This window comes from Trichocoleus sp. FACHB-46 (genome assembly GCF_014695385.1).
GTDB lineage: Bacteria > Cyanobacteriota > Cyanobacteriia > FACHB-46 > FACHB-46 > Trichocoleus.
In genome coordinates this window covers 120,888-141,839 of record NZ_JACJOD010000024.1, presented here as the reverse complement: position 1 = coordinate 141,839, position 20,952 = coordinate 120,888, and the positions used below count along the sequence as shown (strand labels likewise).

Here is a 20,952-nt window from a genome sequence, read left to right as displayed (position 1 = left end):
GCGAGAGGTTTGAATTCAAAAGCTCTACCGGGTTTAAGCGATCGGCAATTTGTAGAGTTGGCATAGTCAGGAGGGATGTAAGAGATGCACCGCTTACTCAGCGCCATTTCTTTAGTGGTATTGCTACAAGGCTTGCAATTGGTAGTGCAAGCGCAATCTGTACCTGAGACACCACCCTTGGGTGAACCTGTAGAAGTGATCGCCCCTGTCGCTGATCCGATCGCAGCGGTGGTTGCGGCTGGCTTGATGACAAAAGATAGTAACGGGGATTTTCGTGGAACTGATTTGCTCAGTCGCGCCGAGTTGGCTTCTATCTTAGTCAAAACGTTTCAGTTGAATCAGCGAGCGGCGGCTAAGCAAGGTGAGCCAGTGCCCGTAGATGATGTATCGCCTAACTACTGGGGCTATAAAGACATCCAAACGGTGCTGAAAACAAAGACCATGACAGGCTATCGCGGTCGTTTGTTCTATCCCAACCAGAAAATAACTAGAGCCGAAGCCCTGGCAATTTTTGCTCAAGCCTATGGCGTGTATCAGTTCCCAGATGCGACCGTAGAAGCGATTTTGGCTCGCTATCCTGACTCCCAAAACATTCCTGCGTGGGCACGTAAGGCAATGGCAACGGCGCTGAATGAAGGCTTTGTCAATGTGGAAAGGAACCGCATTAATCCGCTCCAGCCAATCACGCGAGGTGACTTGGCTTATGCCTTGAGCCAATATTTAGCGCGGCAAACGAGACCTGATTCTACCCCTGCTCAGGAAACTCCAACACCTCAATAATCAAGTCGCGATCAGGCTGAATAGAGCTGCCGCAGCTTCTTCAGAATCCGCTCAATCTTGCTAACCCCAAGTAGGGTGGTAATCGAAGAGCCACTTGAATTGTAAATCTCCCAACCAAGTCGGAGTCAGCTGATAAATCCAGTTACGCATGAAACAACCCACTGTGGAGTCAGTCTGCCCCAGTTGGCTGACTTGTCGCGAGGAGGTGAATACTTGAGCAACCCGGTGGCTGCGGCTAGCTTCAAATTCTCGCAGTAGGGATACTATCTGAGTGCGATCGCCTGCTTGCTTTAACTGCTTAGCCAGCTCGAAAGCATCTTCGATGGCCATACAACCTCCTTGGCCTAAGCTAGGCTGTACGGGATGGGCAGCATCGCCGATTAAAGTCACTCGGCTTTTTCCCCACTGCTGACCCAACGGTTCGCGATCGAAAATATCATCCCGATAAATTGGATACTCACCCAGACTATTCACAATCGCAGGGACTGGCTCAGCATAGTTGGAAGCCAGCGATCGCAACATGGGCAAAGCACCGCCTTGACTGGCGTCATCACCCCCCATTGCGGTGTTTTGGAAGGCGTAGAACGAAAAGCGCCCGCCGCCAACATCGAAGTAGCCAAAGCGATTGCCTTTACCCCAAAATTCCAACCAACTGTATTCTGGGTCCAACGGCAGCCCAGCACCAGAAAAATAACCTCGCCAACAAGTGGTGCCGCTATAAACTGGCGGTGTCAGACGCTCACAATTCTCTAGACTAGCTCTTACCCTGGAATACAGTCCATCTGCTCCCACCAGGATATCTCCTTCGGTGCTGCTGCCATCTTGAAAGGAGACTCGCACGCGATCGCCCAAGTCTTCAAATTTCTCAAAAGCGACTTCTGTATGTACCTTATCTGGAGGGAGAGCTTGATAGAGAATCTGCTGAAGCTCCGGTCGTAATAAACAAATCCCTAAATTCTCTTCCTGAATAAACTCTGGGGCATTGATGTATAAGGGGCGACCCTTCTGACTAAAAAATCCTCCTTTGCCGATTTTGCCACCCTTTTCGTAAAGAGCGTTGTAAAGCTTACCTTCCCATAACAGTTGGTAGATACGGATGGCATTGCGCTGAATAAAGATACCGCCTGGCCCAGAGAGCATGGCATCCAGCGATCGCTTTTCATATAGTTCAACATCAATTCCGACATCTAGAAAAGCCCGGGCGAGCGTGAGGCCACCGATACCTCCGCCGATGACAATTGCTTTTTTGATAGAAGGTTGAGTCGGAATATGGTTTTGTTGCATAGCTAAATGCACGGAGGAAACTTAAGCTACAAAAATGACAATGGCAATTTACTCACTGTAACTGATGCTGATTGCTAGCAGGCTATTACGATGGGCAAGGTGAGAAATGAGAGGTAAGCCAGTTTGACTGACCAAACTAACAATCATGCTTGTCGCCATGCGCCTGCAACTGCTCGCAACCGAGAGCCGATTTTGCAAGTGTTGCAGCGGGTGTTACCTGACACAGGCACAGTCTTGGAACTAGCCAGTGGCACTGGAGAACATGCCATCTTCTTGGCACCACGCCTCCAACCAAGAATTTGGCAGCCCAGCGACCCAAATCCTGAAATGGTGGCAAGCATTGCCGCGTGGCAACAAGAATGGCCGTCCAAGCATCTGCGATCGCCCTTACAATTAGATGCCCGTGAACCTGTTTGGCCTGTTGAGATAGTCAGCGATGGTAACGATCTGCCTGAGCCACCCATTAGCGCGATCGTCTGCATTAATATGATTCACATTGCACCTTGGTCAGCTTGTCTAGGACTAATGGCTGGCGCAGGACGCATACTTCCGGCGGGGGGCATTCTGTATCTCTATGGCCCTTATCAGCAAAGCGGACAGCACACAGCTCCCAGCAATGAGTTTTTCGATGAGACGCTGCGATCGCAAAATCCGGAGTGGGGTGTGCGGCACTTAGAAGATGTTGTCGCAGCAGCCAACGCTCAAAATCTGACTTTATTGGAGACGGTACCAATGCCTGCCAACAATTTCTCTGTGATCTTTCAGCATCTTTAGCAACGAGTTTTGTTGATGATCCTCTAGGAGCAGCGGTAGGTTTCTGGCGATGCCTACCTCTACTATGGAACTAATCAGGCTTGATGAGGATAGATTTAGGATGACTACGACTTATGTTTTTCTGGCGGGTGCAAGTCGGGGTGTAGGCCGAGAAATCGCTCGTTGTTTAGTCGAACAAGGCATCCAAGTGAAGGCCCTGTTGCGCTCTGAGGCAGCTCGCTCAGAACTAGAAGCAATGGGCATTACAGTGGTGCTGGGCGATGCTTTAAGCGCCGTTGAAGTAGAACAGGCAATGCAGGAAACTCCAATTCAAGCTGTGATCAGCACCATTGGTGGCTTGCCTAAGGATGGAGAAAGAGCCGACTATCTAGGCAACAAAAACCTAGTAGATGCAGCCGTGAAAGTAGGAGCTGCAAAATTTATTTTGGTATCTTCTATTGGTAGCGGCGAGAGTATTGTCGCGCTTTCCCCACAGGCATTAGAGACGTTACGGCCTGTGTTGATTGAGAAGGAGAAAGCAGAGCAACATCTGATTGCTAGTGGCTTGAACTACACGATTGTCCGACCGGGTGGGTTAAAGTCTGAACCTGCAACCGGAAATGCAGTGCTGACAGAAGATCCGAAGGTATCCGGCATGATTCATCGGGCTGATGTAGCACACCTGGTTTGTCAGTGTCTCCGATCCGATCGCGCTAATCACAAAATTCTCTCTGCCATTGATCGCCAGATGTTGTTTGTCCCGGTTGAGTTTGCCGAATTTGCGCTGCGTTAAGTTCAGGTATCTAAGGCTAGCGATCGCTTGATCGCTTATTTTGGCTCCTGGCTAATGGGAATCTCGATCACAAATTCTGCACCGTGGCCAATTTCAGAAACACAGTGTAAAGAGCCGCCATGCTTTTCTTTCACGATCTGATAGCTGATTGACATGCCTAGACCTGTGCCTTTGCCGACAGGCTTTGTCGTGAAGAAGGGGTCAAATAAGCGTTGCTGAACTGTTGGCGATAGCCCTAGTCCATTATCAGCAATCCTGATTCGGACTCGATCAGCACTGGCTCTCTCTGTGTAAATAGAAATTCGACTTGGATTTTGAACCGCCTCTCGCAAGGAGCGCTGTTGATTCTGTGACTCCAAAGCATCAATGGCATTGGTGAGGATATTCATAAATACCTGATTGAGCTGCCCTGCATAGCACTCGACCAAAGGGATATCACCATAATCCTTAACCAATTCAATGGCAAGGTGCCCATCTCCAGCTTTGAAGCGATTCTGCAAAATCATCAGCGTACTGTCAATACCTTCATGGAGGTTAACCGCTTTCATCCCCGCCTCATCCATGTGAGAGAAGTGACGCAGAGAGACGACAATCTGCCGGATGCGCTCGGCTCCTATTTTCATTGAAGAGAGCAGTTTAGGCAGATCTTCCACTAAGAAATCAAGATCGATGGCCGCTGCTTCCGCCTCCACAGCTGCGATCGGATGGGGATAATGTTGTTGATAAAGCTGGAGTAGCCCTAAGAGGTCTTGTGTATACTCGTTCGCGTGTTTCAGGTTGCCATAGATAAAGTTGACGGGATTGTTGATTTCGTGGGCTACGCCAGCGACAAGCTGCCCCAAGCTAGACATTTTTTCGCTTTGAATAATTTGGGTTTGGGTTTGTTGCAGTTCCCAGAGCGTTGATTCTAGTTGTTGGGCTTTTTCTCGTAGTTGGGTTTCAGATTGGCGCAAGGCAGTTTCTGTTTGCTTGCGCTTAATGCCCAGTGCGACTTCTTGAGCCACAAAGGCCAAAGCATCTAGAGTGGAAGTGCTGAGGGACTGGCGAGCAAACAAAGCTATTACACCTAATAACTGATCTTCCACCATGAGGGGGTAGCCAGCAAAAGCCACCATGCCCTCTCGCAGCGCCCAGACTTTATCGCCAACCCGAGGATCATCCAGCACTGTATTGGTTAAGTGTGGCTCGCGTTCGGCAGCAATCAGGCCAATCTTGAACTGGCCGACTGGGACACGGGCATGAGCACCATCAAGATGGGTGTAGAGACCAGAGCTAGCTTGCAGCTCTAAAATGTTCTCTTCTGGGTTGAGGAGCCAGATCCGGGCAAAGGCAGCATCTAAATGTCCCACCACCGCATTGGTGCATTGATGGAGCATTTCCTGGAGGTCATCACTGCGAGTCAGGGAAGCATCAACTTCGGATCGGAAGGCAGCCAGTCGCACTTGATCCACTAGCGCTTGCTCTGCCTGCTTGCGAGCGCTAATGTCTCGTGCTACCCACAACACAGATTGTTCGGTCAAGGCGACCAGCGTGGCATCAAACCAAATCAGTTGATCCTCAACAGGTAAACTGTACTCAACCTTGACAGCGGTTTGTGTCGTTAGAGCTTGCTGAATGTGGTGTAAGAAAAAGTCTGCTGCTGCTTGAGGCAGTACCTCATGCATGGTCTTGCCCACCAAATCAGTTGAAGGACGGTATAGGAGGGGAGTGCAACTCGGTGCAATTTTTAAGTAACGGCCTTCAGCACTAATCACTAAAATCACATCTTGCATCGCCCCAAATAGAGTCATTAACTCTGCTTGAGACATGCTTAATGCGACTTCTGCCTCAGAGCGTTTGTCTTCAACACCCTTTTCAGCAGTAAGTTTACGGGCTGTGAGGTCTTGAGTAACTTGAGAAATCCCTTGGAGTTGTCCATTGATATCAAATAGTGCGGTTAGAACCACACTGGCCCAATATCGAGAGCCGTCTTTACGAACCTGCCACCTCTCCTCAGCAACACGACCTTGAGCGATCGCAGTTGCCAGAACTTGGCTAGGTTGACCTTGCTCCATATCCTCAGCCGGAAAAAAGCAAGAGAAATGCTGCCCAATCACTTCCTCTGACTGATAGCCTTCTAAGTTTTGAACCCCTGCATTCCAACTGCAAACATACCCGTCAGGGTCGAGAATCATGGTTTCGCCATTTTGCACAGGCCCTAGAGAGCGGGTGAAGCCTAACTGATGAGGCTGGCAAGAAGTCGCTGCTAGTGGATGGTGCATAGGGGCTGCTTGAGAAGCTAATTTTGGGCAGCATCAGCTTCCTAAACTTTTGAGGTTGCCTTAAGGTTGCCAAAAATTTGGGCAGAAAGTACTGACACTAGACCTAAGACTTCCCAATCTAGTCATGATTTTTCTAAGACTGTTTACGGAATCTGCATCAGCTAATTAGCGCGGCTTTATTCGTAATATTGCTGAGTTCAACCCAGTTTCACCCCAAGCTAAAACCAGGGGGTTGGGTGAAAAGCCTAGTTGGAATTAAACCGTTTGACCCAATCCTGCTGAATCGCAAAGTCTAAGGCCAAACGAGCGATCGCAAACAGGCAGATACTTTCGATCGCCAGCACCCCAAACGGCCAAAGTGTCCCTTGGAGGTTGAACCCCACATCCACCTGCGCCAACCCACGCACTAAGCCAAAAGCTAATACTACACCCGACTTGAGGTGCGGATTTTGGTCTTCGCGGATCACATAGCGGTAGGTGACCCCGAACAGAAACCCCGCCAAAATGGCGATCGCACCACTAATGAGCAAATTGGCTTCGATACTGGCGATTTGTAGGCTGGCGAGGCTAGCAAACTGGGTAGCCAAAACTTGACTGTTGACAAGCGCGATCGCGGCAAAGGCCACGCAGACAGACAAAGCGGCTAAGGTTCCTGCTTTGAGCGATTCAATGCGTTCTGCTAAATTCAGCTCGAAAGACCCGTTTACCATGCGCAATTTTGCTCAATCCTGTCAAGGCGCGATTGTATCAGGTTGGGCCACCCGATCGCTAAATTTGCAATTAATTGTCAGGGTTGAGCCGAGCTAGTAACGGACAAAATGGAGGCATTGATTGCTCAAGTTTTGAATTATCATAAGGGTCGGAGTAGTTTCATAGGCTTGTCTTTAACAATATGGATATTCTGACGCTGGGCTGGGTTTCTCTCCTCGCTGTCTTTACCTTTTCGATCTCGATGGTGGTTTGGGGCCGTAACGGGTTTTAACTCCTTCCCCGTCCCCTCTCCCTAGGGGGAGGGGTACCATAGGCGGGATGGGGTTAAGCCTCAATCAACAAACTTAGAGTCATTGGCTTCACGCATCTAAGTATTCTTCCAAAGGCAAATCTTTTTCGTTCTTGATTGTTTTCATTCAAAAGTTATTGTGGAAGCTACTGTTGCTAACATCCTCGTTATTGCTGCGCTCGGGCTGCTGATCACCGTCACTGGTGGCGTTGCCTATTTAACTGCTGTAGATTGGCGCGATCGCCGTCGGCGGGAGCAGGAGCAGCGAGAGCAAGTGCCAGGTCGGGTCCGCCGGGAACAAGAGCAACAAGAAAAATCCCGCGGTCGCAATCGGCGTGGCAAAGAGCAGCGGGAAAAGACGCCAGGTCGTCGAGCCAAAAAATCTGAGTGATTCAGGCGGGTCAGGAATAAAACTAACTTTAATCAATAATTGCAGCACTTAAAGATCGCTCAGTATCTCTGAAGAGTGCTTCAGATTGATTTGTGCGAACTAAGAGAAACCAGGAATTTCTCTAGCATCTACCTGGCATCTACAAATTTGTGATCTGCGGTTCGCTGTCTTGTGATCTACGTGACCACAAGCCAAGTTTTGCTGTGATACGGTGATGAGAATTGGTAGCGTCGTGGCTGTAACTTGTAGCCTTTTACACAAAAGTTACAAAGCGATCGCGGATAACCAGCGATTTTCGGGAAATTTAAAGTAATTCTTTTTTGTAGAGCTATCCCTATGAGTATTTTCTTATCCTTGGCAATGCTTGTGGTGATATTAATATTGAGCGAATCTCCTGGTGGTGCTCTGGCAATGGGGCTGGGTTTGTTTACAGCAGCGATCGCCATTCGGCATGTAGCGTCCCATTAATCTCCCATTAATCGAAGACTAGAATTGCTGGTGTCTGCCTCTGCCACCTCCTGCACCTGTCTCCTACTTTATAGGGATGTATAATCCTCGCCCAAAGGGATGCTTAGAAGTAGGAATGATAGGGCAGGAGCGCTGATATGGAAGCGTTACATCGAGTTGCTAAAAAAGTTTCTGACACGATTTGGGAGATTCCAGTTTCTTATAAAGAAGGGATGCGGGTGCCTGCCCGAATCTATGCAACCGAAAAACTAATCAAAGACATAGACGAAGGCGTAATTGACCAGATCACCAACGTCGCCACATTACCAGGCATCACCAAATACGCCCTCTGTATGCCCGATGGCCACTTCGGGTACGGCTTCCCGATTGGAGGTGTGGCCGCAATGGATGTCGAGCAGGGTGGGGTGATTTCTCCCGGTGGCATTGGCTTCGATATCAATTGCGGGATGCGTCTGGTCGTCACGAATCTCACTTACAAAGACGTCAAGCCGCACATTAAGCAATTGGTAGACAAGCTATATAAAAGCGTGCCTGCGGGCGTAGGCAGCAAAGGGTTTGTCAAGTTGTCCCGCAACGACTTCCGGCAAGTGTTGCAACAAGGAGCCCGTTGGTGTGTAGACAATGGCTACGGTTGGGAAGCTGACCTAGAACTCATGGAAGAAAATGGTTGCCTCGCCGGAGCCAATCCGGACAAAGTAAGTGAAAAGGCGATCGATCGCGGCTTTAACCAAATCGGGACGTTGGGTTCAGGCAATCACTACTTAGAAATTCAGGTTGCTAAAAAAGAAAACATTTACGATCGCGAGCTAGCGCGAGCCTTTGGCATCACCATCCCCGATCAAGTCGTGATCATGTTTCACTGTGGTAGCCGAGGATTTGGCCATCAAGTCGCTACTGACTATCTACAGGTCTTTCTGAAAGTGATGGAGAGCAAGTACGGCATCAAGGTGCTAGATCGAGAACTGGCTTGCGCTCCTTTTGATTCCCCTGAAGGCCAAGCTTACTTCGCGGCCATGCAGTGTGGCATCAACATGTCCTTCGCCAATCGCCAAGTGATTTTGCATCGTATCCGGGAAGTTTTCTCTGAGGTGTTTGGTCGCTCCGCCGAAGACCTGGGCCTAGAGATGGTCTATGATGTCGCCCACAACACCGCCAAGCTAGAACAACATATTGTAGATGGTCAAGCGCGATCGCTCCTCGTCCACCGCAAAGGAGCCACTCGTGCCTTTGGACCCGACATGAGCGATGTCCCCGAAGCCTACAAAGTGTACGGCCAACCCGTGATTATTGGCGGCAGTATGGAAACCGGTTCCTATTTGTTGGCTGGAGTCCCGACTGGCGACCAAACCTTCTTTAGTACCGCTCATGGCAGTGGCCGCAAAATGAGCCGAACTAAAGCCCGCAAAACCTGGAGTGGTGATGTACTGCAGAAGGAGATGCTGTCTAAAGGCATTTATGTCCGTAGCACTTCTGCATCCGGTTTAGCTGAAGAAGCAGGCGGTGCCTACAAAAACGTAGATGATGTGATCGAAGCCGCTGAGCTAGCGGGAATCAGCAAACGGGTGGCGCGTCTGACCCCCATCGGCAACATCAAAGGTTGATGGCACCTAACCCCCCAGCCCCCTTCCCTGGTAGGGAAGGAGGAGCCAGATTCATAGCCCCTCTCTTGTAGGAGAGGGGTTTGGGGAGAGGTTCGCAAGGGCTGCGATCGCCCAATTGCCAAACTCTCACCCGCTAGCTCTCACTGCCCCTTTACTTCCTTCTAACCAGCCGTTTAACTAGTAGTCAAAGTTTCTCACTGTTGCTGAGACAGTCAAGGTTCCATGACAAAAGCTTTATGGCAACCGCCCCGTTTGCGTCGTGATGAAGAGCAAGTGTCTGAGCGTCACGCTACCTGGTTGGAACTGTTTTACGATTTAGTATTCGTTGCTGCGACCGCAGAACTAGCCCATAGCTTAAGTGGCAACATTTCCTGGACTGGCTGCTTAAAATTTGCAATTTTATTTGTGCCCATCTGGTGGTGCTGGGTGGGAGCAACCTTCTACGCCACTCGCTTTGATATCGGAAGCATTGTCGATCGCTTGTTTGCCTTAGTACAGATGGCGATCGTCGCAGCAATGGCAGTCAATGTACATCATGGGCTGAGCAGCTCCGGAAGTGGCTTTGCCATCTGCTATGTTCTGTTTCGTGTCACCTTGATCTTGCAGTATCTCAACGCGGGACATCACATACCAGCCGCGCGATCGCTGACAACTTGGTATGCCACTGGCTTTGGCCTAAGTGCTGGACTTTGGCTAGTCTCAGCTTTTCTGCCTCCTCCTTTGCGATTAGGGCTGTGGGTGGTGAGCTTAGCGATAGACCTCTCTACCCCGCTCTCTGCGGGTCGTCTCGTTGCCAAAATTCCTCCCAGTATGCCCCACGTTCTAGAACGCATAGGACTATTTACCTTAATTGTCTTGGGTGAGTCTGTGATCGGCGTAGTGGGAGGGTTGGCAGAACACGAATGGAGCTTAGGCTCTATCCTTGTAGGGTTGTTAGGGCTGGCGATCGCCTTTAGCCTGTGGTGGTTATACTTCGATACGGCTGATGGCTCGCCCCTTAAGTCGATGAAAGTAGGCAAGATGCGGGTTGCTCTCACTTGGCTCTATGCTCACCTGCCTCTAGCAATGGGATTGGTCGCTGCTGGAGTTGGTGTAGAACACCTAATTGCCCATGATGCTACTGCCATTCCCTCTAGTGCGGAACGGTGGCTGTTGTGCTCGGCGATCGCGACTTGTTTGTTGGCGTTAGCGGGGATTCACTACATGAGCTGCGCCTTGGGAACTGCGAGGTATCGCAAAATTTTGAGCGCTTATCGCACTGCATCCGCCGTTCTAGTGCTGCTCCTAGCTATGGTTGGCGATCGCCTCTCATCTCTGAATCTGGTAACGCTCGTAGCCTTAGCTTGTGTCGTCCAAGTTCTACTTGATCTCCTCCGCAGTTCAGTCGCCACTCGTCCCGCTACTGCCACAGAGACCAGCCAGCCCTCCAAGCCAACTTAACACCCCTAAAAGCTACTGCATTGGCTCAAACCTATGACAACTCGCACCCCCCTCACCCTGATTACAGGCCCTCTCGGTAGTGGCAAAACCACATTGCTACGACATATTCTCGCTACTGTTTCTCAAAAGATTGCCATCTTGATGAATGAATTTGGTGAGATTGCGATCGATGCCAAAGTGATTCAAGGCCAGAATGTGAGCATGGCGGACTTGGGTGGGGGGTGTGTTTGCTGCTCACTCTTGGGAGAGTTTGAGGCAGCAGTGAATGAGATTATTGAAACCGTCAACCCAGATCTAATTGTGGTAGAAACCACTGGCTTAGCGGAACCCGATGCTCTGGTGTTTGACATTCAAGAAAGTATTCCAGTGGTGCGGCTCGATGGCGTGGTGACCGTGATTGATGCCGATGGTTTGGTTCAATATCCGCAAATAGGCCATACTGGGCGAATTCAGATTGAGGCAGCCGATGCCATTTTGCTCAACAAGGTGGATTTGGTGGCAGAGAGTGAGCTGGAAGCGATCGCCGCTAAACTCCACCGCTTTAACGAAACAGCTCCTATCTTCCACACCCAACGCGGCCAAATTGACCCAGCCTTATTGTTTGGGATTGCCAAAGCGGAGCGATCGCTTCAACCACCCCATCACATTCACCAGCCAGAGTTTGATTCCTTCAGTTACACCTCACCTGCTACGTTCGATCGCGCCTGTTTTGAAGAGTTTGCCGGTAGTTTGGCTCCAAGCATCTATCGAGCTAAGGGCTTTGTGCGGTTTGTAGACGATATTTATCTATTTAACTTTGTCGCGGGTCGTTGGGACTTCGAACCCTTTGAGCAAGCAACGACAGAGCTAGTCTTTATTGGCAAACAGGTGAACGAGCACCAAGCCGAAATCTTACAGCGCCTCAAGTTATGTGAGCATTAAGACAAGCGTATTCTCCGCAATAGCATGAATCAGAGTCAATTGGTTACACTCTACTGAACTGTTGACCATGACCGCTTGTTCAGAAATACGGAGGTTAGAGCATTTTGGAAGTCGCCCTCTCCCAACTCTGGCGCTATGGTAGCGCTGTGTTGCTAGTTGCGATCGCCTCACTCCTGATTTTGCTAGCCTCCGACCCGACGATTGCAGCAAACCCTTGGCTGATTGGTTTCGCCCCGGTCATTTTGAGTGCAAGATATGGAGGTCTCGGGCCAGGTCTCCTCGCTACAGTTCTGATGGGTGTTGCTTGCGCCTACTCTTCTCCACCATCTCTGACCTCTAGTGGGGCGATCGCGCCGAATGACCTGGTTGAGTGGAGTGTCTTTGCACTAGAGGGAATATTGATCAGCGCGCTGATGAGACTGCATACAGCTCCCTCTCAACACCAGCGTGGGCCACGTTCTAAGCTGCAACTGAGAACCATTTTAGACAACGCTCCAGTCGGACTGTATGTTGTCGGCAGTTCTAGCCATGAGTTTATGAACCAGCACTTATGCGCTTGGTTAGGGCTAACTTCAGAGCAAATCCTGGGCAACGGCTGGATAGATAGCATCCATCCAGAAGATCGAGAGTGGGTGATCCGTGCATCCACAGAGAGCCTGACCGCAGGCCAACCTTTTGAAGCTGAGTATCGCATTCTAGACCAAGAAGGTACGCTCTATTGGATCTTAGATCGGGCTGTCCCTGTGCGAGATGAGGCAGATCAAGTGCAGTTCTTCCAAGGGTCTTGTGTAGATATTACTGCGCGTAAGCAGGCTGAGGAGCGTTTGCAGTCATTGGCGCAGCAATTGCAAGAGCGAACCGCAGAGCTTTCCGCCTCACGCGCCCAAATGCAGTCCCTTCTAGACTATACTCCCGCCATCATTTACATCATTGATGTGGAGGGTTATATGAGGTTTGCCAACGCCGAATGGTATCGGATATTTGGACCACTTTTCGGAAACCCAATTGAAGGGCAAAATCTACGCGATTTTTTGCCTCCTGAAGCAGCGGCTGTGTTCTTTCAAGAAAATGAAGAGATTTTTGCCTCAGCCAAAGTCATGACATTTGAGAATGATATGACCTTACCCGATGGCGTTCATACTTTCCTCCGCATCAAATTTCCGCTTCAGGACGCAAGTGGGGAAGTTTACGCTTTCTGTGGAGTCTCATTAGATATCACTGAGCGTAAGCAAGGGGAAGAAGCCCTGCGGCAAAGTGAAGAACGCTTTCGCTCTTTGAGTGCCTGTTCTCCCTTGGGGATTTTTCTCACGGATACCCAAGGAAATTGCACTTATACCAATCCTTCCTGGCAGGCGATCGCAGGTCTTACCTTTGAAGCAGCCTTAGGCGAAGGGTGGGCTCAAGCGATTCATCCCGAAGATCGGGAGAGAGTGGCCGCTTATTGGTTTTACTGCGCGTCATCGGGCCAAGCATACTCAGATGAGTTTCGCTTCCAGCGACGAGAGACAGTATGCTGGGTACATTCTCGCTCGTCTCCTTTGTTTGCCGATAATGGTCAACTCATGGGTCATGTGGGCACTGTGGAAGACATCACCGAGCGCAAGCAAGCCAACGAGCAATTGCAAGCGTTAACACGCCAATTACAAGCCCAGAATGAACAGCTGACCGAAGTTTCGCGCTTAAAGTCAGAATTTCTCACCAATATGTCGCATGAGTTGCGGACACCTCTCACTTCGATTCTAGGCTTCTCCAGCGTGTTGCTGCAAAAGAATTTTGGAGCTTTGAATCCTAAACAAGAGCAGTATTTATCCCTGATTCACTCTAGTGGTGACCATTTACTCGCACTGATCAATGATTTGTTGGATCTAGCTAAAATCGAAGCAGGCAAGCTAGAGCTTGATTTTGAGGAGCTGAATCTCGCAGCGTTATGCCAAGCCGCTCTAGAAATGGTAGAGGTGCGAGCCTTGAGTAAACAGCAGCAGTTATCTCAAGAACTTCCTCTGGCTTGTGAATTCATTCTGGGCGATCGCCAGCGAATTTTACAAGTGTTGCTAAACTATCTATCCAATGCGATCAAGTTTACGCCAGGAGGCGGCACCATTACGCTGAAGACTCAAGTTGTAACTGATGTGGAGTTACAGAGCTTCAATGTGTTGGAGGTGGAGGAAGAAGCGACTTTGCAGGGTGCATCTACTTCTATGTTTGTAGGTTTATCCGTTAGCGATACAGGAATTGGTATTCCTGTTGAAGATCAACATTTATTGTTCCAAACTTTTCAGCAAGTAGATGGAGCCACCGATCGACGGCATGGAGGAACAGGTTTGGGGTTAGCCCTGACTAAGCGATTAGTCGAGTTACATGGAGGCAAGGTCTCGTTTACCTCTACCTGTGGAGTTGGCAGCACCTTCTCTGCTTGGTTTCCCTTACCTGAGAGCAACGTAGAACCAATTTAGATCTGCAAACATAGAGCTTAAAGAGAATTGCATTTTAACTAACGAATAGTATGTCTTACGAATTCTTAGAAGATATTGCGATCGCGGATATTGCCTTCCAAGCTTGGGGCAAGGATTTGGAAGAAGTATTTTTGGCAGCAGGAGATGCAGTCACCAATACCATGATTGACAACCTAGAGGCGATCGCACCTCAAGAAACCCGCACCTTTACCCTAGATAACGACGAGTTAGATCTCTTGTTATTCAATTTTTTACAAGAGTTTGTTTACTACAAAGACAGCGAACAACTCCTCCTGCGCCCTCAACAGGTACAAATTGAGCAAAAGGATACGCTTTACTACCTAACGGCAATGGCAAAGGGAGAAGAGCTTGATCCAGAACGCCACCAGCAGCGAGTCGATGTGAAAGCAGTGACATTACATCGATTTAAGCTAGAACAAACACCAGAAGGTTGGACAGCACTGGTGATTTTAGATATTTAGCGGTGCTAGAACGACAGGTTATGTGAGCGATCGCAGTTGATATGCACCTAATCCATAAAGTCATGATGAACTAATTTTTTGCTGGGTGGCTCTCCGGTTAAACTAGGTTCTGGCACGAAAAGTATACAGAGCCTAAGTAATTACTCCGGAATGGGTGTAGATACTGGTTATGGAGAGACAACACCGCAAGCAACCAGGAAAGGAGTAATGCATCGAGAAGCCGCTAACTCGTTTGAGCGTTCCACCCGTCAATTTTTCTCAAACGGCATTCAATTTCTATTGCAACTCCTGAATAGAAAAACCGTTTTGATTCTGACTCTCCTATTCATTGCTGGGGTGTCGGGGGCTTTGTGGAATATGTCGCGGCTCTCATCTAGCTTGATTAAGTCTCAGGCACTTCAGAGCGCTGCTTTGTATGCTCAAGCCATTGAAGAAGCTCGCACCCTCTACAGTTCCGAGGCGGTCAGACGAGTCGCAGGTGTTCCCGGAATTACAGTGACGTATGACTACACAAATACCCCAGGTGCAATCCCAGTCCCAGCCACCTATTTGATCGAGCTGAGTCATCACCTGAGCGACAAAAATCCTGGCATGTCGGTACGGCTGTATAGTGACTACCCGTTTCCTAGCCGAAAAGCTGAAGGTGGCCCTAAAGATGAGTTTGAGCGTGAAGCTCTGCGTTATCTGACCCAGCATCCTGAGCAACCCTTCTATAGAATCGAAACTTTTCAAGGCCGTCCGGCTCTGCGCTATGCCCAAGCAGACATCATGCAGGCTAGTTGCGTCAGTTGCCATAATAATGACCCCAATAGCCCGAAACGAGATTGGCGAGTCGGAGATGTGCGAGGTGCGCTGGAGATTACTCGACCGCTCGATACGTTTATGGCTCAAACCAATGCTGGATTACGTGGCACCTTCCTCATGCTCACCACTCTGTCGCTCCTAGCGCTATCAGGAATTGCATTGGTGATTGGTCGCTTACGTCAAACTTCTAAGGAGCTGGAGTTGCGCGTGATTGAGCGTACGGCTCAACTTCAGTCCGCAAATCAGGAATTAGCGATCGAGCAAGGAAAATCAGAACGCTTGTTGCTGAATATTTTGCCACCCCCCATTGCCCAAAAGCTCAAAGACGGTCAGAGCAATATTGCGGATGGTTTTGCCTCGGCCACAATTTTGTTTGCGGATCTGGTCAACTTTACCCAATTGGCCGAACAAGTGCCTCCGGAAGCACTCGTGGCGATGTTGAATGAGATCTTTTCCGCCTTCGATCGCCTGAGCGAACAATATGACTTAGAAAAAATCAAGACGATCGGAGATGCCTATATGGTGGTGGGAGGCTTACCCACGCTACGACCTGACCATCCCCAAGCGATCGCCGAAATGGCTCTAGCCATGCGTGAAGAGATTCACAAATTCAATAGCCGCTATCACCAGAATTGCAGCCTCCGAATTGGCATTAACACAGGTCCAGTGGTAGCTGGCGTGATTGGCACCAAGAAGTTTATCTACGACCTTTGGGGCGATACGGTCAACGTTGCCAGCCGCATGGAATCTCATGGGTTACCAGGAGAAATTCAAGTTACTGCGGCTACTTACGAATGCCTCCGAGATGACTACAGCTTCGAGCCTAGAGGTTCAATTGAGGTCAAGGGGAAAGGAGCCATCACAGCCTATTTACTGACAGGCAGGAAAAGCCACGCCAATCTTTATCTAACTCCTGCCTCTGTAGCCTGAAACAGGAGTTTGGTTCTTGGTACAAGACGAACCAAGTCGAGAAACAGGAGTCAGTTTAGGCTTAGCCCGGATGATGCGGTACTGATTCGTTGTTTATCGAATTTGTTCATGTTGTAGCTGAATCAGGATATAACTGGCAAACTCACGATCTGTTGCCAGCTTGAATCCCATCAGCCGTTCTAGAGCTTCACTCCGATTGGCAGTAATGGGGTTGACTTGGTTGACGACCAATAAGTAACCAACTTGCCAGTCATCTATGACTAAATTTTCTACTTGGTGTCGCTCCTGCTGCCGGGCCGCATAAACCAACAAGCCATTCGCCTCTAGGTTGCAGATAGAACGGTTTAGCGTCAGTTGAGCAGTGATTCTATCTTGACTGGCGATCGCATCCCAGCTATCAAGACGCTCCTGAAAGTTTTGCAAAAACTCGTTTGCCAGTTCGGTTCTATCGCTATCTAGATGGTCATGATGAAACCGGGAAGCATGGCTACCACGCAATAGAGATATGAGTTGAAGGCCAGTCTCCATTCTGTAGAGTAGCAAAGGAGATTGAATTGGTTCTGATGCTGGCAGCTCTAGGTTAAATGCATCTCTGATCCACGCTTCATGTCTGCGCTTGATCTCCCTTAACTTATCTACAGGATATGTGTGGGGCTGAGCATCAACCAGTTGATGATGAATTTGACAGAGCAAAATGAGATTGGAGTAGTCATCTAGCTCTTCCACAGTCAGCGGGAAATTACCACGGGGGCCATTGGGTTTGGGTGCCACAATATGACATTCATTCCCAATTGCCGACTCTAAGTATGATTCAGTGGCGTGCACGACCAATCGACGCTGACAAACAGCACAGCGATCGCCCGATCGTTTCCACAGAATCCTACGGGTCTGATTAGAGATGGCCATCGTGACAGTTAAGTAAACTCTACCTAATCTTTAGTATTCCCCCAGCAAAATTAGCTCTAACAGAATGGGTAGGGTCTGGCCTGTGGCGATCGCAAGCTTGAGCAGCTATTTTTCTACCTGCTTCTGAATTGCGTAAGTAACTTGGAGCAGCCCTGTTTCATAGTTTTTGGTATGTTGCAACTTCAGCAATGTCTCAAGAGTGGGGTCATGAGCAATCAGAGGAATGCCATCACCCAGAATAATGGGGTGAATTGAGAGAATCAGTTCATCCACAAAACCATGTTGGAGACAAAAACGAATGAGTTCAGAGCCGCCTACTAGCCAGATATTTTGCCCTTGAGCGTGACGTAACTGGTTCAGGAAGTTAACCCAGTCAGCGCTGACAAACTCTACATTTTCATCTTGTTGCTGTTGTTGTGTTTTGGAGAAAACATATCCTTTTTTGCCGTGATAGGGATACTCGCCAAAGCCCAAAACTTGCTCATAGGTTTTACGCCCCATCAAAACTGTATCGACTTGTTCAAAAAACTCAGTGTAGCCGTAGTCTTGGTCTGTAAATAGCCAATCCACGTCTCCTGATGTTCTGGCAATATATCCATCTAGACTGGTAGCAATGAATAGTTGAATTGAGCGCATCTTGCTGTTACTGGTTGGTAGGCTCTAACGCAGCTCGATCCCAATGAGCTAAGTCGGCAGCAGCTTCATAAGTGGTTTGAAAGAAGGCAAGGAGCATGGCATCTGGATCGGTTGCCTGTTGTAGAGCTGCGTAGGGCAAAACAAATTCTTGGAGATCGGGGCTGTAGAAGGCTTCCGCAGGTTGAATCACATAATCTCGAAACCCTTCAGGACCAGGATAGGCGTAAGCGTAGAAGATCGGCTCCGCCACGGTGCCGCCTCCGGGCCAGAAGCCACAACTGCTCACTTCATGCGAGTAAGCTTCTCTGGTTACCCAATCGGCCATGTGGGGAACGCCACCAGGATGTTCTGGGGCAAGACGACCCGAGAAGCGGGTTACTGCTAGGTCAAAGCTGCCCCAAAAGAAATGTACCGGACTCGCTTTACCAATAAAGCGGGAGCGAAATACAGTCATGACCCGGTGTGTTTGCACCAGAATCTGCCAAAGTCGCTGAGCATACTCTGGATCATAGGTAGCATGTTGATGGTCTTGCTCAAAGCGGATGGGATCAGCGATTTCTTGCGGCATAGTCCATATTTGGACTGCAATCCCCAGTTCACGCAAGGTGCCAATGATCTCTTGGTGAAAATCTGCTACAGAACGAGAAACGAGAGGGATATTTCTGGTAGCGCGATCACTCGTTTCAATGCGTAAGTTGTGATCGAGGAAGTCAAAATCAATCTGAAAGAGACGGGTTTGGTAAGGAATAGCAGAGGTCGTCAAGCCTCTGGGCGTGACATACAGCGTGGAATGCCACCAATGATTCAGCTTAGGGGCCAGGGCGAGCCGAATCTTGCCGACAATTTGAGTCCACAGATGCAGAGTTGCATAGGTATCTTGCCATGCCGTCACTGGCAGGCTCGGCCAAAAACTATTGCTAGCGGTGTTATGCACAGGAGTTGCCATGAAGTGAACCTCCAGATCATCCTGTCCTTATTAAACTGGCTATGCCGCAGCAACCCTGCTTTCTTTAGCAATTTATTCGGTTGAGTGAGAACCCAATCAGCGATCGCCCTTGATACCAGCCTAAACAGGCGATCGCCCGGATGCTTGAAAAAGCCACTTACACAGCCAATGGGACGATTTCTGCTTGTACCTTCGCCCCTGTGATGGATAGGCGGGCCACTGACATCGGCAACTTAAAGCGCTTCGGCCCTGCGCTCCCTGGATTCACATACAAGACACCTCCCCGTTCTTCTATCAACGGTTTGTGGGAATGTCCGCTAATCACAACTTGAAATCCAGCCGCTTGGGGAGCAAACTTGAGCTCTTGGAGGATATGCAGCATGTGGATGGAGATGTCTGCAATTTTGATGCTCTCCTGCTCTGGAATCGCCTCCGCCCAACTAGCTTTGTCATTGTTGCCTCGGATAGCAATGACAGGCATGGGAGATTGCCCTGACGCAGGAGTAGGAATGGCTTGCAATCCTGCCAATACCTCTGGCTTGCCAATGTCTCCTGCGTGCAGAATCAGATCAGAACCCCTTAAGGCAGCGATCGCTTCAGGACGCAAAAGCCCGTGAGTATCCGCAATCACTCCTACTTGCGTCCCTGACTTTATGGCTTGCTCCATTGCTCCACCATTGCCCGCTGCCTCAAACTACTCTGGCTATGCTGCCTGAGCTAAAGGAGAATTGTCATAGTGAGCTAGGAGATCTGCTGGATCGTTGTAGATGGCGATCGCATCCGCCAGTTGCTCATCTGGGAAGCCACCAGAACGCACTGCAATCACTCCAACTCCCGCTTTGCCTGCGGCCTCAATGTCATAAGGCGTATCGCCTATCATCACGACTTCTTCGGGGGTCATTTGGCTTTTAGCTAGAGCCGCTTCCACAATATCTGGCGCAGGTTTGGAATGTTCGGCATCCCCAGAGGCAGTGGCTTCATGGAGCAGATCATCTACTTGAGCGACTTTTAGTAGAATTTTCAGTTCTTCCTTAGTAGCGGAAGTCGCAATAATCAGGTGTAAGCCTTGTTCCTGCATCTTCAAAACCAGGTCTCGGCTACCATTGGCGGAATCTAATTCATTGCCAAATTTGTTGAGAATCAGCTCTTTACGACGAGTGCTAATTTCTTTTCCTACCCCTTCTTTGTTATTTAGATCTGACACCATTTGTGGAATGATCTGATCACCACCCATACCAATTAAGGGCCGCACGTTCTCGAAAGGAACTTCATAGCCAAAAGCAGCAAAGGCTTCCACCCAGGCTTGAGCATGAGCATCGTTGCTCAACACTAGTGTTCCATCTACATCCAGAATTACACCTTTAAGCGCCACTGCGGTTTCCCTTTTGAGCAAATTTCTTGCATAGTCGCATAGGCTTAAAATCACTTCATCAGTCTTGGAGATGAGAAGATTGAGACTTGGGATTGTAGCGGGACTGCATGGATTTAGAAGGCTTGCTGCGAAATAATCGGACGATTCGGGTGATTGGGTTTGATGATGCGCCTTTTGTGCGGCGATCGCCTGCTCCGGTGCCAGTCGCGGGAGTCGTTTGTGCGGGAACTCGGTTTGAAGGCATGGTTTGGGGTGAGATTCAACCGGATGGCTGGGATGCCACCGAGGAGCTTTGTCGGTTGCTGATCGGACGAAAGTTTTTGCCACAACTGCATTTGGTGTTGCTCGATGGCATCTCCTTGGGCGGCTTCAACGTGATTGATCTCCCTGTGCTGGCAGAACGACTCGGCAAACCTTGTGTGGCCGTGATGCGACGGCAGCCTGACTTGCTGGCAGTCAAACACGCAATGCAGCGCTTACCAGAAGCAGATCGCCGCTTGGAAATGATGCAAAAAGCGGGTTGTATTTATGCGCGATCGCCTTTTTACTTTCAAGTCTGCGGAGCACCGCCAGAATTGATTGCTCAAGCTCTCCCTCGTCTGAGCGATCGCGGTCATGTGCCAGAAGCGCTGCGAATTGCTCACCTGATTACCGCAGCAGTAGTCAAAGGGGAGAGTGGGCGACAAGCATAGTGCGGTAAACCTGAGAGAGAAAAAAGCAACTGTTGGGTA

21 protein-coding genes are annotated in these 20,952 nt (G+C 49.5%); 13 read left to right on the top strand and 8 right to left on the bottom strand.

Translation table 11 applies throughout. The features are described 5' to 3' along the window. Positions 1 to 84: 84 nt before the first annotated feature. Complete coding sequence (locus H6F72_RS14565; protein WP_190436786.1) at positions 85 to 780, top strand: S-layer homology domain-containing protein; 696 nt, start codon at positions 85 to 87, stop codon at positions 778 to 780. 60 nt (positions 781 to 840) lie between these two features. On the opposite strand, the gene H6F72_RS14560 is transcribed toward H6F72_RS14565, so the two are convergent. Continuing rightward, positions 841 to 2,064, bottom strand: coding sequence for an FAD-dependent monooxygenase (locus tag H6F72_RS14560; protein WP_190436783.1), 1,224 nt, complete (start codon positions 2,062 to 2,064; stop codon positions 841 to 843). A gap of 123 nt (positions 2,065 to 2,187) precedes the next feature. Between H6F72_RS14560 and H6F72_RS14555 the strand changes: the two genes are divergently transcribed. Together H6F72_RS14555 and H6F72_RS14550 are read left to right on the top strand one after the other, a co-directional pair. Next, complete coding sequence (locus tag H6F72_RS14555; protein ID WP_190436780.1) at positions 2,188 to 2,838, top strand: DUF938 domain-containing protein; 651 nt, start codon at positions 2,188 to 2,190, stop codon at positions 2,836 to 2,838. A gap of 100 nt (positions 2,839 to 2,938) precedes the next feature. Then, a complete protein-coding gene (locus tag H6F72_RS14550) occupies positions 2,939 to 3,610 on the top strand; it encodes an SDR family oxidoreductase (protein ID WP_190436778.1) in 672 nt (223 codons plus the stop codon). Between the two features lie 35 nt (positions 3,611 to 3,645). On the opposite strand, the gene H6F72_RS14545 is transcribed toward H6F72_RS14550, so the two are convergent. Further along, positions 3,646 to 5,871, bottom strand: a complete 2,226-nt coding sequence (locus H6F72_RS14545) for a PAS domain-containing protein (RefSeq protein WP_190436776.1) — start codon at positions 5,869 to 5,871, stop codon at positions 3,646 to 3,648. A gap of 245 nt (positions 5,872 to 6,116) precedes the next feature. Further along, positions 6,117 to 6,581: a hypothetical protein gene (locus H6F72_RS14540; protein ID WP_190436773.1), complete on the bottom strand. Its 465-nt coding sequence runs from the start codon at positions 6,579 to 6,581 to the stop codon at positions 6,117 to 6,119. 182 nt (positions 6,582 to 6,763) lie between these two features. On the opposite strand from H6F72_RS14540, the gene petN reads away from it, so the two are divergent. The 9 genes from petN to H6F72_RS14500 all read left to right on the top strand — a co-directional run bounded on the left by petN (position 6,764) and on the right by H6F72_RS14500 (position 16,361). After that, on the top strand, positions 6,764 to 6,853 hold the full coding sequence (petN, locus tag H6F72_RS14535) for a cytochrome b6-f complex subunit PetN (RefSeq protein ID WP_190436771.1): 90 nt from the start codon (positions 6,764 to 6,766) through the stop codon (positions 6,851 to 6,853). A 157-nt stretch (positions 6,854 to 7,010) separates the two neighbouring features. Next, the gene (locus H6F72_RS14530; protein ID WP_190437040.1) at positions 7,011 to 7,262 is read left to right on the top strand and encodes a hypothetical protein; all 252 of its coding nucleotides are present in this window, start codon (positions 7,011 to 7,013) and stop codon (positions 7,260 to 7,262) included. Positions 7,263 to 7,598: 336 nt separating this feature from the next. Then, a complete protein-coding gene (locus H6F72_RS30775; RefSeq protein ID WP_255524968.1) occupies positions 7,599 to 7,730 on the top strand; it encodes a hypothetical protein in 132 nt (43 codons plus the stop codon). A gap of 137 nt (positions 7,731 to 7,867) precedes the next feature. Further along, a complete protein-coding gene (locus H6F72_RS14525; protein WP_190436769.1) occupies positions 7,868 to 9,331 on the top strand; it encodes an RtcB family protein in 1,464 nt (487 codons plus the stop codon). Between the two features lie 222 nt (positions 9,332 to 9,553). Continuing rightward, positions 9,554 to 10,771, top strand: coding sequence for a low temperature requirement protein A (locus tag H6F72_RS14520; RefSeq protein ID WP_190436766.1), 1,218 nt, complete (start codon positions 9,554 to 9,556; stop codon positions 10,769 to 10,771). Positions 10,772 to 10,804: 33 nt separating this feature from the next. Next, positions 10,805 to 11,692 (top strand): GTP-binding protein, encoded by an 888-nt coding sequence (locus tag H6F72_RS14515; protein ID WP_190436763.1) that lies wholly within the window; start codon positions 10,805 to 10,807, stop codon positions 11,690 to 11,692. Positions 11,693 to 11,796: 104 nt separating this feature from the next. Next, positions 11,797 to 14,145, top strand: a complete 2,349-nt coding sequence (locus tag H6F72_RS14510; protein WP_190436759.1) for a PAS domain S-box protein — start codon at positions 11,797 to 11,799, stop codon at positions 14,143 to 14,145. Between the two features lie 50 nt (positions 14,146 to 14,195). Beyond that, positions 14,196 to 14,627, top strand: a complete 432-nt coding sequence (locus tag H6F72_RS14505) for an archease (RefSeq protein ID WP_190436756.1) — start codon at positions 14,196 to 14,198, stop codon at positions 14,625 to 14,627. 207 nt (positions 14,628 to 14,834) lie between these two features. Beyond that, positions 14,835 to 16,361 (top strand): adenylate/guanylate cyclase domain-containing protein, encoded by a 1,527-nt coding sequence (locus H6F72_RS14500; RefSeq protein ID WP_190436753.1) that lies wholly within the window; start codon positions 14,835 to 14,837, stop codon positions 16,359 to 16,361. Between the two features lie 93 nt (positions 16,362 to 16,454). Here H6F72_RS14500 and H6F72_RS14495 read toward each other — a convergent pair whose 3' ends face one another. From H6F72_RS14495 to H6F72_RS14475, 5 genes are all read right to left on the bottom strand, one after another. Continuing rightward, positions 16,455 to 17,267 (bottom strand): HNH endonuclease, encoded by an 813-nt coding sequence (locus tag H6F72_RS14495; RefSeq protein WP_190436750.1) that lies wholly within the window; start codon positions 17,265 to 17,267, stop codon positions 16,455 to 16,457. 105 nt (positions 17,268 to 17,372) lie between these two features. Then, positions 17,373 to 17,903, bottom strand: a complete 531-nt coding sequence (locus tag H6F72_RS14490; RefSeq protein ID WP_190436748.1) for a dihydrofolate reductase family protein — start codon at positions 17,901 to 17,903, stop codon at positions 17,373 to 17,375. Between the two features lie 7 nt (positions 17,904 to 17,910). Next, the gene (locus H6F72_RS14485) at positions 17,911 to 18,849 is read right to left on the bottom strand and encodes a DUF5996 family protein (protein WP_190436745.1); all 939 of its coding nucleotides are present in this window, start codon (positions 18,847 to 18,849) and stop codon (positions 17,911 to 17,913) included. A 157-nt stretch (positions 18,850 to 19,006) separates the two neighbouring features. Further along, the gene (locus tag H6F72_RS14480) at positions 19,007 to 19,516 is read right to left on the bottom strand and encodes a metallophosphoesterase family protein (RefSeq protein WP_190436743.1); all 510 of its coding nucleotides are present in this window, start codon (positions 19,514 to 19,516) and stop codon (positions 19,007 to 19,009) included. A gap of 36 nt (positions 19,517 to 19,552) precedes the next feature. Continuing rightward, entirely contained in the window at positions 19,553 to 20,221 is a 669-nt protein-coding gene (locus H6F72_RS14475) for an HAD family hydrolase (RefSeq protein WP_190436738.1), read from the bottom strand. Between the two features lie 107 nt (positions 20,222 to 20,328). On the opposite strand from H6F72_RS14475, the gene H6F72_RS14470 reads away from it, so the two are divergent. Beyond that, entirely contained in the window at positions 20,329 to 20,913 is a 585-nt protein-coding gene (locus H6F72_RS14470; protein WP_190436735.1) for a DUF99 family protein, read from the top strand. The last annotated feature ends 39 nt before the right edge of the window (positions 20,914 to 20,952 follow it).